Source organism: Citrobacter sp. A316 (assembly GCF_002042945.1).
Taxonomy (GTDB): domain Bacteria; phylum Pseudomonadota; class Gammaproteobacteria; order Enterobacterales; family Enterobacteriaceae; genus Citrobacter; species Citrobacter portucalensis.
In genome coordinates, this window is the sequence record NZ_MVFZ01000009.1 from 168,820 (window position 1) to 180,761 (window position 11,942).

Here is an 11,942-nt window from a genome sequence, read left to right on the forward strand (position 1 = left end):
ATTTTTACGCTTACAGATAGCGGCAAAGATAGGATGTTGGCTCTGCCACCTGCAGATGAAACTCGCTGTTGCCCGGTACGTTAAACACGTCTCCTGCGGCATACACTTTCCACTCGGTTTCCCCCGGCAGCAGCACGTTCAGTGCGCCACTAACCACCGTCATCTCTTCAGGCGCCGCAGTACCAAAGGTATATTCGCCTTCAGCCATCACGCCTACACTGGCGCGGCCAGTACTGCTGCTGGTAAAACCGATCGATTTTACTTTGCCGGAAAAGTATTCATTACTTTGAAGCATACAACTGGCCCTATCTCGTGATTAAGTTAGGAACCAATATAGGGGGCTGATGTTCCACCTGTCACGCAAAATTACGCCAGCAATTCCGAAGCCAGTCGGGCAATCAACACATTGGACAGTAGAACCGGGACATCCAGCGACTTTTGCAGTAAATCACGATGACGTTGATGAAAACCCAGGCAGTCCAGCATGAGAACATCAGCGCCTTGCTCAAGGAGATACTTCCCGGCATCAATCAGCTGTTGTTCAGAACCTTCTACTGGGTTCGCTACGGCGTACACTGGCGGAGTTTGTAACACCTGCCATTTTTGTGCCTGAGCGTTGAGCAATTCAGCGACGGGCACAATGACCCCAACCTGATGCCCTTCGACAATCGAAGCCACTAACGGGGGAATAATGCGTATGGGTTCCAGCAGGATGCTATTACGAGCGGTCAGACGAGCGATTGAGGCGGTACTCATCAGCAGGATCACATCAAATCCCTGATTATCGAGAACCTCCACGATGCTTTGCAGCGAGCGTTCCACTTTCTGGCGTGAGACATGAGCTAGTTGATGGTCGCTAAGCAGCGTTAATAACAGCTCATCACCGGGTGAAGCCCCGTACTCGGCCATCACATCTTCTCGCTGCATCTGCCCCAGCAGACTGTGGTGAGTAATGTGCTGTTCATCAATATATTCCGTCAGGAGCGGTAACATCTCACACATCGGCACAACGCCGATCGTGAGGATAGCCAACGACGTACTCATTTGTTGTTCCACCGTCTTCTTACTTTGCTGTGAAATCCCGGATAAGTGCCGGGCGCTGACCTGTGCTACAAATGCTCAAAAGCGTAGCAGTAGATCGGCGGTGTATTGTGTAAAGATTCCAGATCATTCCAGTACTGGATTGTTATTGTTTAATTTTCAATTTTTACTGTATACGGCGAAATTTAAAAAAATGTGATGCACGCCCGGACTGGCACTTTTAAGACTCGTGCCCGGGCGGTCTTCATATCAGGTTTTATCGGGGTCTTCGTAGCGTTTTTTAGCATCCATCGCTTCCTGAGCCGAAGGATGCTCACTGATCAACGAATTCGGTTTAGGGTGATCGGCACGAAGTTGATACCAGGTTACCGTCTGGCCTGGCGTCCCTTTTTCAACCGTAACAATGGTCGCTTGACGTGGGTAAGGTGGTTGTGTCGGCATAGTTCTTCCTTTTCACTGGATGAACATTAAGTATAGACACCACCCTGCAACCGTGGCGCTGCCTGCGCCAGTATCCCAAGAATGTCTTCCACCACCTGCGCAGGCGGATTGGTGGCATCAACGATATAGTGCGCGGATTCACGATACAGAACATCGCGCTGGGCGAGCACTTCCTGCACTTCTTCAGTCAACGGCTTACCGGTTAATGTTGGGCGCAACCCCTCTTCAGGCGTGGCCTCCAGACGATCAACCAGTACCGATACCGGTGCGCTTAAATAGATAACCACGCCGTGGCTGCGCATGTAGTGGCGATTGAATTCAGTAAGAATGATACCGCCGCCGGTCGCAACAACCGTTGCTGGTGCTGTGACCGCCTGCAGAGCGGTCGTTTCCTGGGCACGAAACCCTTCCCATCCTTCTCTTTCGACGATTTCCGCCACGGTCATTTGCACGTGCGATTGCAACCAGCGATCGGTATCAACGAACTGGAAATCAATAGCCTTTGCCAGCGCCATACCGGTTGTCGTCTTACCACACCCCCGGGGGCCAACAAGAAAAAGAGGTTGCGTCATCACAGAATTTCCCCAGAGAGCCGCCAACAAGCGGGATCTGATGCGGTTAAAAATATAATCATATCATCAAACTAGTACATCGCCAAAATTGTAAAGAAAAAATTACAGAAAGAATGGCGAGATGAGTTAATCCCTACTATAACAAGAATTCACAACGAATAAAGTGTAAATAATAAATTACACATTCTATTTTCTACGCTGAACTTCCAGCCACCACTTATCCAGTTCAGCCGCAAAATGCTGTCTGTCGCGGGGCGAAAGGCTGTCCGGCCCCCCAGTCTGAATACCGCTGGCGCGTAGCGTATCCATAAAATCACGCATCATCAGACGCTCGCGGATCGTGGCTTCGGTATAACGTTCGCCGCGCGGGTTAAGCGCCGCCGCACCTTTTTCAATCACTTCAGCCGCCAGCGGAATATCTGCCGTTATCACTAAATCACCGGCGCTGCACTGACGCACAATCTCGTTATCAGCGACGTCAAAGCCCGCAGGCACACGTAATGTGCTGATGAAACGCGAAGGCGGGACGCGCAGGCTTTGGTTGGCCACCAAAACAAGCGGCATTTGCATGCGCTCAGAAGCGCGGTACAAAATGTCTTTAATCACATTCGGACACGCATCGGCATCCACCCATATTGTCATAACTTCTCCCCACTGGTGTGCTGTCGCACATTGTCGCGTGCTTTTACTTTCAGGCAAAGTGCTGTTTCTCCTTCTGAACATATTCATTCCGCGCTAAGCTTAGCTTTCCCAGATTTACCCTAAATAATTCGAGTTGCAGGCAGGCGGCAAGAGAGTGAGTCCCGATGAGCTTACTCTGGTAAGTGATTCGGGTGAGCCAACGCACATGCAACTTGGAGTATGACGGGTATAAAACAATGAATATCACACATAGGGAGTGACAAGATGGACAAGAAAATTGGTTTTATCGGCTGCGGTAATATGGGCAAAGCCATTCTTGGCGGCATGATCGCCAGCGGTCAAGTTCTCCCCGGACAAATCTGGGTCTATACCCCTTCCCCCGATAAGGTCGCCGCGCTACACGACCAGTACGGCATTAATGCGGCGCAGTCGGCACAAGAAGTCGCGCAGATCGCTGATATTGTTTTTGGGGCCGTAAAGCCTGGCATTATGATTAAGGTGCTGAGCGAAATTACCTCCAGCCTGAACAAAGACTCTCTTGTCGTCTCGATTGCGGCGGGCGTCACCCTCGATCAACTCGCCCGCGCACTAGGTCATGACCGTAAAATCATTCGCGCGATGCCAAACACGCCATCGCTGGTGAACGCCGGAATGACCTCCGTCACGCCAAACGCCTTAGTCACGCCGGAAGATACGGCCGACGTGCTGAATATCTTCCGCTGCTTTGGCGAAGCTGAAGTTATTGCGGAGGCAATGATTCATCCAGTCGTTGGCGTCAGCGGTTCAGCACCGGCCTATGTATTTATGTTTATCGAAGCGATGGCAGATGCCGCCGTTCAGGGGGGGATGCCCCGCGTGCAGGCTTATAAATTTGCGGCACAAGCGGTAATGGGTTCGGCGAAGATGGTGCTGGAAACGGGTAAACATCCAGGCGAATTAAAGGATATGGTGTGCTCGCCAGGAGGAACCACCATTGAGGCAGTACGCGTCCTGGAAGAACGCGGTTTCCGTTCATCAGTGATTGAAGCGATGATTAAGTGCATGGAGCAGTCGGAAAAACTCAGCCGCTCCTGAGTTAACACCGCCGGACGTCAGGCCGCCGCTTCAGTGCGGTTACGTCCGGAATTCTTTGCTTTATAGAGCGCCATATCTGCTGATTTTAACCATTCTCTATAGTGTTCAGTTTCAGATGTCAGCGGCGCAACGCCCACGCTAATGCGCAGGTCAACCTGCGGCGCGCAAGATAAACGCAGTTGGGTAAGCCGTTCATGAACACGAGACATCGCTGCAATCGCGCTGCTCGCTGACGTGCCACACATGATTACCGCAAACTCATCACCGCCAAAGCGACCAATCACATCGCTACCACGTAAGGTCATCTGTAACTGGCGGGTCAGTGCCACAATAGCCTGATCCCCGACGTCATGACCCCAGGTATCATTGATACTCTTAAAATGGTCGATATCGATGATAAGGAGCGTGGCATCACGCTGATGGCGGCGGCAATTATCAAATTCATTTCGCAGCAACAGTTCCCAATGGCGTCGGTTATACACCCCGGTCATGCCATCTCGCGTACTCATAACCTGTAAGCGACGTTTATGTTCTGCCAGCCTGATAAGCGTCTTATAACTCACCCAGGCAAACAGCAACGGGTAAACCACTAACACCGGCAGCGACAGCAGCACGCCCAGTTGCGTACTGCTAAAAGCTACGGGGATATCAGTTAACTGTAACGTCACCAGGCAGGAAACCACCATCAACACGGCGCCCGCGATGAAGACACGCATCCCCCCTGCGCCCATCAGGTTGATACAGATAATCATCAACAGCGCCGTGGATGGCAGCAAGTTTATCCCCATAATCCCCATCCACATCCCGGCGAGGATGGCATCGGCTTTTAAGTTGGTATATTCGCTATGCAGTGGATCGACCGCTTTACTTGCCAATTGCCATGCCAGATGTGGCCAGACAAACGCCCATCCCACCAGCAAAAGCCACCAGCCTCCGGTTATTGGCTGAGAAACTAATACCGACGCGATAGGGAAAAACATTCCCCCCAATCCCACCGCTCGCGGCAGCCTGATTCGTCGGGCAAATCGCAGACCGGAACGTTGGTGGTCATTTTGATGAAGCAATATAAATGCTTCATTCGGGACGACCTTCTTTTGATAAAAATTTTCATCATTCATCGTATTTGGGAATATTCTGAAACAAATTTCCCAAATTATAGGAAGGGGTCTGATGGCGGAAGTATGATATTTCGGGTGAGCGATTTTACCTGCTCACCCGGAAGTGCTAAGCAGATTTTTTCAGGCAAGCGCTCATAAACTTATTACGATCATCGCCTTTCAGAGACTGCTCCGTCGCCTTGACGTTGCATTCACGCATTTTCTGCTGCTGCGGCGTCAGGCTCTTTTCCTCAGGCGCAGATTTACTGTTTTTCAGGCAATCACTCATATAGGTCTTACGCGCATCCCCTTTTAAGGTCTGCGCCGTGGCCTGCTGATTGCAGGTGGTCATACGCTGTTGTTGCGGGGTTAACGTTTTCTCGGCAGCACCGACTGTAGTTAAAAAAATCAGACCAAAAAGTAACGTCATTAATAATGTAATTTTCATAGCACCATCCTTTTCTGAACGACAACACACAGGTAAGTTTGGCTGCTAACGATAAAAATACCACCCGACGGCAAAAGTATTGCCGTCGGGTATCAGCTTATTTCAGTCCTAACGCCGCTTTCATCGTGTAAAACAGGTCGGTTTGATCGGTCAGGCCAACCACATTCGCCGCATGAGGGCCATAGGCTGCAATACGCAGTTGGCTGCCGGTGTGCTCCTGGGACTCTTCTTCAGAGTTGCCATAGCTAATGACCATCACCGCGCCATCTTTGGTGTTCAGCGCTTGCGTTAAACCGGGTGCTTTAGTATCCGGTGCGACGATCTGGCTGGCATGCGCGTGGTCAGCGGTTACCACGACCAGGGTGTTGCCATTTTTCTTCGCAAAGGCAAGTGCACGCTGCACCGCTTCATCCAGATCGACCGTTTCACCAATTTGTCCACACGGGTTAGCGGCGTGATCTTGTTTGTCGATTGACGCACCTTCCACTTGCAGGAAGAAGCCTTTCTCATTTTTGCTTAACAGCTCAATCGCTTTATCCGTCATCTGCGCCAGAGTCGGCACGCTGTCGTTACGTTTTGGATTTGGCGTACAGGTCACTACCGGCTTATCCAGATTCCCGTGATAAGACGCTTTCGGCCCTTCCCAACGCACTGGCATATTACCGTCTGAGAACAGACCCAACAGCGGTTTATCCTGATTCGCTTCGGTAATCGCCGCCAGCGTCGCGGCATCGCTCACCATCTGGTAACCACGGGCCTGTGCTTGTTCACGCAGCGTTTTACCCTGCCACTCACCTGCCGCAGCGGTTTCAGTAAAAGTCTTTGCCCCGCCGCCTAACGTAACATCCGCACGGGCATTCAATAATTGTTCGGTAATTGACCCTTTACCACCTTTCTCCAGCGCGTTCGTCGGGCATTTTTCAGCCGTCACGCTCGGGCCATAGCATTTACGCGAAGTGACATGGGCAACCAGTGCGGCCGGCGTGGCATCCTGTAGTTCAGCCGTGGAAACGTTGCCTGTCGCCAGACCTGCCGCTTTGGCCATTTCCAGAATCGTGGTGTGATCTTTTTCATGAATATCCACACCCAACGCCCCGTTATAGGTCTTCACACCGGTTGTCCACGCTGTCGCGGATGCTGCTGAATCTGTCACATAATCGGGCTTGCCCGTTTTCTTATCCAACGCATAATGTGTGTATTGTCCGGTCAACGGTAAAGCATCAATACCTTTAAAAAAGCCACCCGCACCTTCAGCATAATTTCGCGCTGCCGTTATTTCGGAATCGCCCATCCCATCGCCAATCAGTAAAATTATATTTTTGGCCGGTTTATCGTTCAGGGATTCGCGCAGAGCCGCCGTTTGGTCGGCAGATAATCGGCGAGCGCCGCCCGGCGTGGTGATATCACCTTGAGCGGCACGATTATCCATAACCGCTACAGTAGATGTTTCTGCATTAATAATCGGGGTAAACAACAAAGGTAACAGGGCAATAGCGAGTGCGCTTTGTTTCACTTTATATTCTCCATGTATAAATACGGTAAAATTAAAACAAAGCGACTATAAGTATTTGATGTGACACTTTTATGATAATTTGTGGGTGCCCCGCCACAGATGGTTCAAAACGCTTTAGGTACGCTCTCGCAAGCGTTATGTATGTTCGTCAGAAACGCGGGCATGCGGTTTACGTCAGCCAGCGCCCCCTCAATTTGACGAATAAATATTTGTCGATCGTTCCACGCCATATGGCGCAGCATTTCGATGATTACCCGCTCTAACGTTTCGACCTGTGCCGCCAGATCTTGCGACTCTTCTTCTTTTTGCGCGAGCTTAAGTAACAACTCAGTGACGAGGTTTTTCATTTGCCTATTCCCTTAACAAAATATAGGCCACGTTATCATTAAGATTCACAACTGCCTAGAGGATGAAAGTTGTATTTTTATACGTAATAAAACGTTTTGCGAAAACAATCACAACACAAAATAAGGGGAAAAGAGTCGTAGCGCAGAATTATTCAATATAAAAGGGTAAGGGGATTAATAATCACACAGATATATAATGCACATTTATGGATTAACAACGCTGACGGAACAGCGTTGTTAATCAGCTATTCAGCGTGCGCGGCGCCGACGTCGCAGCGCGATAGCCAGTTGCCAGATATTGATAAGCACAATACTCGCGGTGGCAATAAACACCCAGCGAAAGCCTGCCATTGCTGAAACCGTCGCCCCCATTAATGGCCCGGCGACATTGCCAAGGTACATAAATGACTGGTTATAGCCAAAGATGCGCCCGGTTATCTGGTCGCTGGAGTATTTCACCAACAGCGTCTGGACCGCGGGCAGCATCGCGCCGTCAGCAAAGCCGAGCAGAAAACGTAGGATACCCAACTGCAACGGCGTGGTGACCCACGACATGGCGAAAAACAGCACTACCGCAAAGATTAACGTCGCCATTAAAATCCGCTCAGTACCAATACGGTCGCCTAATTTACCAAGTCGGGGCGCGGAAATCAGAGCAGAAATACCCGGTACTGAGGCTATCAGCCCGCTGAGAAAAGCAATATTCGAACTGTCTGGGACCATTGATTTAATAAACAGCGCCAGAATTGGCCCAATTGAGCCGTTACACAGTTGGATCACCATCGTAGTAAAAAACAGACTGATCACCAGCGCCGGATAAGGCAGCGAAGCGAACACGGCCTTCCCGCTCAGACGTTCGCTTTTTTTGATTGTTGGACGTACGCCCTCTTTGATCAAAAACAGCGTGACCATGAAACTCACCACCAGCAAGGCGGCGGTAATACAGAAAACTGCCCGTAGGCCAACGTGGTCGGCAATAAAGCCCCCCATCAGCGGTCCACCAATGACGCCGCTAATTTGTGCTGTCGAGAGCGTACTCAGCGCCCAGCCGCTGCGCTCGCGCGGGACCTGTGACGCGACCAGCGCCATCGCATTAGGAATATAGCCGGAGGTTAACCCCATTACCCCGCGCAGCAAAAAAAGCTGCCAGACGTTAGTGGCAAATGCCTGTAGCAAAATCGCAATGGCCATACCCAGTGAGGCCCGCAGCAGCATCAGCTTGCGTCCTTTCCGGTCGGCTAAACTGCCCCACATCGGAGAGACAATGGCTGAGATAAGGAAGGTGACGCTGAACGTTAACCCGGACCACATAGAAAGCGCTTCGTGCGAGGTCACGCCCAGTTGGGAGATATAGAGTGGTAAAAAAGGCAGGATTTGACTAATCGCCAGTCCGGTAAAAAAGCACCCGAACCAAACGGAAATAAGATTAACTCTCCAGGATTCCATAAGGACTCATAACGATAAGTAGCTGAAAACTGCGAGCAGCTTAACAAATTACTTAGCTGAATAAGGGTCCACAGGTGCGATAAATCACAGTTTAGGATTTTATCTTCCCGCTCATCATATTTGTGAGACGGCTCACATCAAACCCATAACATAAGCAGGTGATTATGCTTCGCGTGCGAGCCGCGTGTTTGTTCTGTTCTATTCCCCTGTCGTCCACCAAAACAATCTGCCAGAAGCCGAGGAAACCTGCGTTTTGTCGTGGTAATGTATGTGCTTTGCATTCATGGAATGGGTTTTTAAGATGGCAAAGTTGCGGGTAGGAATCGTATTTGGTGGTAAATCAGCGGAACATGAAGTGTCATTGCAATCGGCAAAAAATATTGTCGATGCCATCGACAAGACTCGCTTTGACGTTGTGCTGTTAGGTATTGATAAACAAGGGCAATGGCACGTCAGCGATGCCAGTAACTATCTGCTCAATTCAGACGATCCGGCGCATATTGCGTTGCGACCTTCTGAGACCAGCCTGGCGCAGGTACCGGGTAAACAAGCGCACCAGTTGATCGATGCACAAAACGGTCAACCACTGCCAACGGTCGATGTTATTTTCCCGATCGTACACGGTACTCTGGGTGAAGATGGCTCTCTGCAGGGCATGCTGCGCGTGGCAAACCTGCCGTTTGTCGGTTCTGATGTGCTGGGTTCTGCGGCCTGTATGGATAAAGACGTGACCAAACGTCTGCTGCGCGATGCCGGGTTAAACATCGCGCCATTTATTACGCTCACTCGCGCGAATCGCAACAGCGTTAGCTTTAGCGAAGTGGAATCCCGCCTGGGTCTGCCGCTGTTTGTAAAACCGGCCAACCAGGGCTCGTCCGTTGGCGTCAGCAAAGTAACCAGCGAAGCCCAATACGATCAGGCCGTCGCGCTGGCATTTGAATTCGATCATAAAGTCGTGGTGGAGCAAGGGATCAAAGGCCGCGAGATCGAATGTGCGGTACTAGGCAACGATCATCCGCAGGCCAGTACCTGTGGCGAGATCGTGCTGAACAGCGATTTTTACGCTTACGATACTAAATACATTGACGATAACGGTGCCACAGTTGTCGTTCCGGCAGCAATTGCACCAGAGATTAACGATAAGATCCGCGAAATCGCCATTCAGGCCTACCAGACACTGGGCTGTGCCGGCATGGCGCGCGTGGACGTTTTCTTAACTGCTGAAAACGACGTTGTGATCAATGAGATCAACACGCTGCCAGGCTTTACCAACATCAGTATGTATCCGAAGCTGTGGCAGGCGAGCGGTTTAGGCTATACCGATTTGATCACTCGCCTGATCGAACTGGCGCTGGAACGCCATGCTGCGGATAGCGCGCTAAAAACCAGTATGTAAACCCGCCAGGATGCCTGATATAGCTATTGGGCATCCTTTGCTTCATCATCTTCAACGCGGCGACGGATGATTAATCCGGCCAGCCAAAAGCTAATCACCCAGGTCACCAGCCCCACCGCATAGGTTTGCCATCCCTGCGCTTCAAATCCTAACAATCCCACCACGCCATTCAGAATAAAGATAAGACCAATAGCGAAGGCATAATAGTGCCAGTCTCGGCGGATTTTTACAGGCAGGTTCATAACAGCTCCGGTGGAAATACAACACAGGGAAGCATCCTCGCACATTTCCCCGTGGGCGTCTGTGGCCTGTGCGGAATTTCTTAAATGTAACTCAATTTCACTTAAGGTTACATAATTGTGACCACCAACAAAAAACCGAAATCCAGGAATAATCTCTACCTGAAATTACCATCATTCTGATATTGACATTGCCGATCACCTGTCAGACTCACTCTCAGTTCCAGGCATTACGTCAAAAAAAGCAGGTTATTTCCGGAGGTCTTTATGGCTGATTTTACGCTCTCAAAATCCCTGTTTAAGGGCAAGCATCGGGATCCCTCCTCCCTGCCCGGCAACATTGCGTATGCCGTATTTGTGCTGTTTTGCTTCTGGGCGGCTGCACAGATTTTAAATCTGTTGGCCCACGCGCCCGGCGTCTACGAAGAACTGATGCAGCTGCAAATGCAGGAGACAGGACGCCCGCGGGTTGAAATCGGTTTAGGCGTCGGTACCCTCTTTGGACTGATCCCCTTCCTGGCCGGAAGCTTGATTCTTGGCGCCATCGCGGCGGTCATGCGCTGGCGCCACCGTCATCATAAAGATGACTGACTCATACACTTCGCCCGACGGTCATCCACCCGTTTAGCAAACCATGCGGTAGTCAGATTACGCGTGATCTTCGGGCTTTCCAGTTGAATGCCCGGCAGCATTTCTCGGGGTAACGTTTTCCCGGTCTTCGCTTCCGCCAGCTTATAAACCTTCTCGTACAGCGCGGTATCTTCAAAGGCCAGGCTGTCACCTTTTTGCAGTTGACGGCGGATCTCACTCTCGCTCATGTCCAGCTTCCCGGCCAGTTTACGTACCGCAAGCTCTGTTTTGCCCGGCTCACTGCTGCCATAGAGAATCAAATCCCCATCCATCGCCAGCTTCACCCCACTGGCTTTACTGACCGCATTCTGGAAAGCTGCATTGCGGCTGGCATACCATCCGGCATTAAAATCGGCGAAGCGGAATATTGGCGCACTGTAATTCGCCGGGTAGTTGAGCAGATGATATGTACCAAACCACAACCCACCACGACGGCTAAACACTTCCTGACGTACCGTCCCCGCCATTTTCCACGGATACCCGCTGGCGTGCTGCTCAGCAAACGCGATACTGACCTGCATCGGCCCACCGGTATGTACCGGATTAAGCGAGCCGAACAATGTCTGCCCCATCGGTACCATATTGATGAAATCATCAAAGATAGCGCTAAGCTGTTTTTCCGTTTTCACCGTATCCAGACGCTCGCTGTAGCTTTTCCCCGTTGGCGAGTTAATCTTTAGCGCGGTATGCACGACAAACAGCGGGATATGCATGCGTTCTGCGCGACGGTCAATCTCTTTCCAGGCGATTTTGCTTAAGCCAGGAACAGCCGGATCGGCCTGGTAGTTTGACTCCTGCTGCGCTACCGCCAGCACCGAACAGATGTTTTCAACCGTCGGTGCCAGCTTCTGGCTTTCAAAAGTCTTTGCCAAATCTTGCGCCCATGCGTCCCGGTCTTTCACGCTGGCGGGCATTTTCTGGCGCACCACGCTCGCCACATCGACGGCTTTCTCTCCCTTTTTTAGCGGCTGCGCGGGTTGGCTACTACATCCCACCAGCGCCAGTGCTACCAGACCAGACAAGGGGTAAAGACGGGAAACCGTCGACATAACATCT

15 protein-coding genes are annotated in these 11,942 nt (G+C 51.1%); 3 read left to right on the forward strand and 12 right to left on the reverse strand.

Translation table 11 applies throughout. The features are described 5' to 3' along the window. Positions 1 to 10: 10 nt before the first annotated feature. The 5 genes from ppnP to BZK41_RS13170 form a co-directional block, all read right to left on the reverse strand. Positions 11 to 295: a pyrimidine/purine nucleoside phosphorylase gene (ppnP, locus tag BZK41_RS13150; protein ID WP_003021477.1), complete on the reverse strand. Its 285-nt coding sequence runs from the start codon at positions 293 to 295 to the stop codon at positions 11 to 13. Between the two features lie 71 nt (positions 296 to 366). Beyond that, positions 367 to 1,044: an AroM family protein gene (locus tag BZK41_RS13155; RefSeq protein WP_079938400.1), complete on the reverse strand. Its 678-nt coding sequence runs from the start codon at positions 1,042 to 1,044 to the stop codon at positions 367 to 369. A gap of 246 nt (positions 1,045 to 1,290) precedes the next feature. Further along, on the reverse strand, positions 1,291 to 1,482 hold the full coding sequence (gene yaiA, locus BZK41_RS13160) for a protein YaiA (protein WP_003021472.1): 192 nt from the start codon (positions 1,480 to 1,482) through the stop codon (positions 1,291 to 1,293). A 26-nt stretch (positions 1,483 to 1,508) separates the two neighbouring features. After that, a complete protein-coding gene (gene aroL / locus BZK41_RS13165) occupies positions 1,509 to 2,054 on the reverse strand; it encodes a shikimate kinase AroL (RefSeq protein WP_079938401.1) in 546 nt (181 codons plus the stop codon). A gap of 186 nt (positions 2,055 to 2,240) precedes the next feature. Beyond that, positions 2,241 to 2,696, reverse strand: a complete 456-nt coding sequence (locus BZK41_RS13170; protein ID WP_008783909.1) for a YaiI/YqxD family protein — start codon at positions 2,694 to 2,696, stop codon at positions 2,241 to 2,243. Between the two features lie 264 nt (positions 2,697 to 2,960). Between BZK41_RS13170 and proC the strand changes: the two genes are divergently transcribed. Next, complete coding sequence (gene proC / locus BZK41_RS13180) at positions 2,961 to 3,770, forward strand: pyrroline-5-carboxylate reductase (protein ID WP_079938403.1); 810 nt, start codon at positions 2,961 to 2,963, stop codon at positions 3,768 to 3,770. 17 nt (positions 3,771 to 3,787) lie between these two features. On the opposite strand, the gene adrA is transcribed toward proC, so the two are convergent. The 5 genes from adrA to BZK41_RS13205 form a co-directional block, all read right to left on the reverse strand. Next, positions 3,788 to 4,903: a diguanylate cyclase AdrA gene (adrA, locus tag BZK41_RS13185; protein ID WP_139762607.1), complete on the reverse strand. Its 1,116-nt coding sequence runs from the start codon at positions 4,901 to 4,903 to the stop codon at positions 3,788 to 3,790. A 91-nt stretch (positions 4,904 to 4,994) separates the two neighbouring features. After that, complete coding sequence (gene psiF, locus BZK41_RS13190; protein ID WP_003830956.1) at positions 4,995 to 5,315, reverse strand: phosphate starvation-inducible protein PsiF; 321 nt, start codon at positions 5,313 to 5,315, stop codon at positions 4,995 to 4,997. Positions 5,316 to 5,412: 97 nt separating this feature from the next. Then, positions 5,413 to 6,828 (reverse strand): alkaline phosphatase, encoded by a 1,416-nt coding sequence (gene phoA / locus BZK41_RS13195; RefSeq protein WP_079938405.1) that lies wholly within the window; start codon positions 6,826 to 6,828, stop codon positions 5,413 to 5,415. A gap of 104 nt (positions 6,829 to 6,932) precedes the next feature. Beyond that, the gene (locus BZK41_RS13200; RefSeq protein WP_079938406.1) at positions 6,933 to 7,175 is read right to left on the reverse strand and encodes a sigma-S stabilization anti-adapter protein IraP; all 243 of its coding nucleotides are present in this window, start codon (positions 7,173 to 7,175) and stop codon (positions 6,933 to 6,935) included. 249 nt (positions 7,176 to 7,424) lie between these two features. After that, positions 7,425 to 8,621: a multidrug efflux MFS transporter gene (locus BZK41_RS13205; RefSeq protein WP_079938407.1), complete on the reverse strand. Its 1,197-nt coding sequence runs from the start codon at positions 8,619 to 8,621 to the stop codon at positions 7,425 to 7,427. Between the two features lie 301 nt (positions 8,622 to 8,922). On the opposite strand from BZK41_RS13205, the gene ddlA reads away from it, so the two are divergent. Continuing rightward, positions 8,923 to 10,017: a D-alanine--D-alanine ligase gene (gene ddlA / locus BZK41_RS13210; RefSeq protein WP_079938428.1), complete on the forward strand. Its 1,095-nt coding sequence runs from the start codon at positions 8,923 to 8,925 to the stop codon at positions 10,015 to 10,017. Positions 10,018 to 10,040: 23 nt separating this feature from the next. Here ddlA and BZK41_RS13215 read toward each other — a convergent pair whose 3' ends face one another. After that, positions 10,041 to 10,259, reverse strand: a complete 219-nt coding sequence (locus tag BZK41_RS13215) for a DUF2754 domain-containing protein (RefSeq protein ID WP_003830949.1) — start codon at positions 10,257 to 10,259, stop codon at positions 10,041 to 10,043. 264 nt (positions 10,260 to 10,523) lie between these two features. Between BZK41_RS13215 and BZK41_RS13220 the strand changes: the two genes are divergently transcribed. After that, positions 10,524 to 10,847 carry a DUF2755 family protein gene (locus BZK41_RS13220; protein ID WP_079938408.1) on the forward strand — a complete coding sequence of 108 codons (324 nt, stop codon included), beginning with the start codon at positions 10,524 to 10,526 and terminating at the stop codon, positions 10,845 to 10,847. Here BZK41_RS13220 and BZK41_RS13225 read toward each other — a convergent pair. Beyond that, on the reverse strand, positions 10,832 to 11,935 hold the full coding sequence (locus BZK41_RS13225; RefSeq protein WP_079938409.1) for a DUF1615 domain-containing protein: 1,104 nt from the start codon (positions 11,933 to 11,935) through the stop codon (positions 10,832 to 10,834). The genes BZK41_RS13220 and BZK41_RS13225 overlap by 16 nt on opposite strands. Positions 11,936 to 11,942 lie beyond the last annotated feature (7 nt).

Coding starts and splice junctions, on each gene's coding strand:
- psiF (WP_003830956.1), bottom strand. CDS start 5,315: ATGAAAATTACATTATTAATGACGTTACTTTTTGGTCTGATTTTTTTA.
- aroL (WP_079938401.1), bottom strand. CDS start 2,054: ATGACGCAACCTCTTTTTCTTGTTGGCCCCCGGGGGTGTGGTAAGACG.
- ppnP (WP_003021477.1), bottom strand. CDS start 295: ATGCTTCAAAGTAATGAATACTTTTCCGGCAAAGTAAAATCGATCGGT.
- BZK41_RS13205 (WP_079938407.1), bottom strand. CDS start 8,621: ATGGAATCCTGGAGAGTTAATCTTATTTCCGTTTGGTTCGGGTGCTTT.
- ddlA (WP_079938428.1), top strand. CDS start 8,923: ATGGCAAAGTTGCGGGTAGGAATCGTATTTGGTGGTAAATCAGCGGAA.
- BZK41_RS13170 (WP_008783909.1), bottom strand. CDS start 2,696: ATGACAATATGGGTGGATGCCGATGCGTGTCCGAATGTGATTAAAGAC.
- BZK41_RS13220 (WP_079938408.1), top strand. CDS start 10,524: ATGGCTGATTTTACGCTCTCAAAATCCCTGTTTAAGGGCAAGCATCGG.
- yaiA (WP_003021472.1), bottom strand. CDS start 1,482: ATGCCGACACAACCACCTTACCCACGTCAAGCGACCATTGTTACGGTT.
- BZK41_RS13200 (WP_079938406.1), bottom strand. CDS start 7,175: ATGAAAAACCTCGTCACTGAGTTGTTACTTAAGCTCGCGCAAAAAGAA.
- BZK41_RS13225 (WP_079938409.1), bottom strand. CDS start 11,935: ATGTCGACGGTTTCCCGTCTTTACCCCTTGTCTGGTCTGGTAGCACTG.
- BZK41_RS13155 (WP_079938400.1), bottom strand. CDS start 1,044: ATGAGTACGTCGTTGGCTATCCTCACGATCGGCGTTGTGCCGATGTGT.
- proC (WP_079938403.1), top strand. CDS start 2,961: ATGGACAAGAAAATTGGTTTTATCGGCTGCGGTAATATGGGCAAAGCC.
- BZK41_RS13215 (WP_003830949.1), bottom strand. CDS start 10,259: ATGAACCTGCCTGTAAAAATCCGCCGAGACTGGCACTATTATGCCTTC.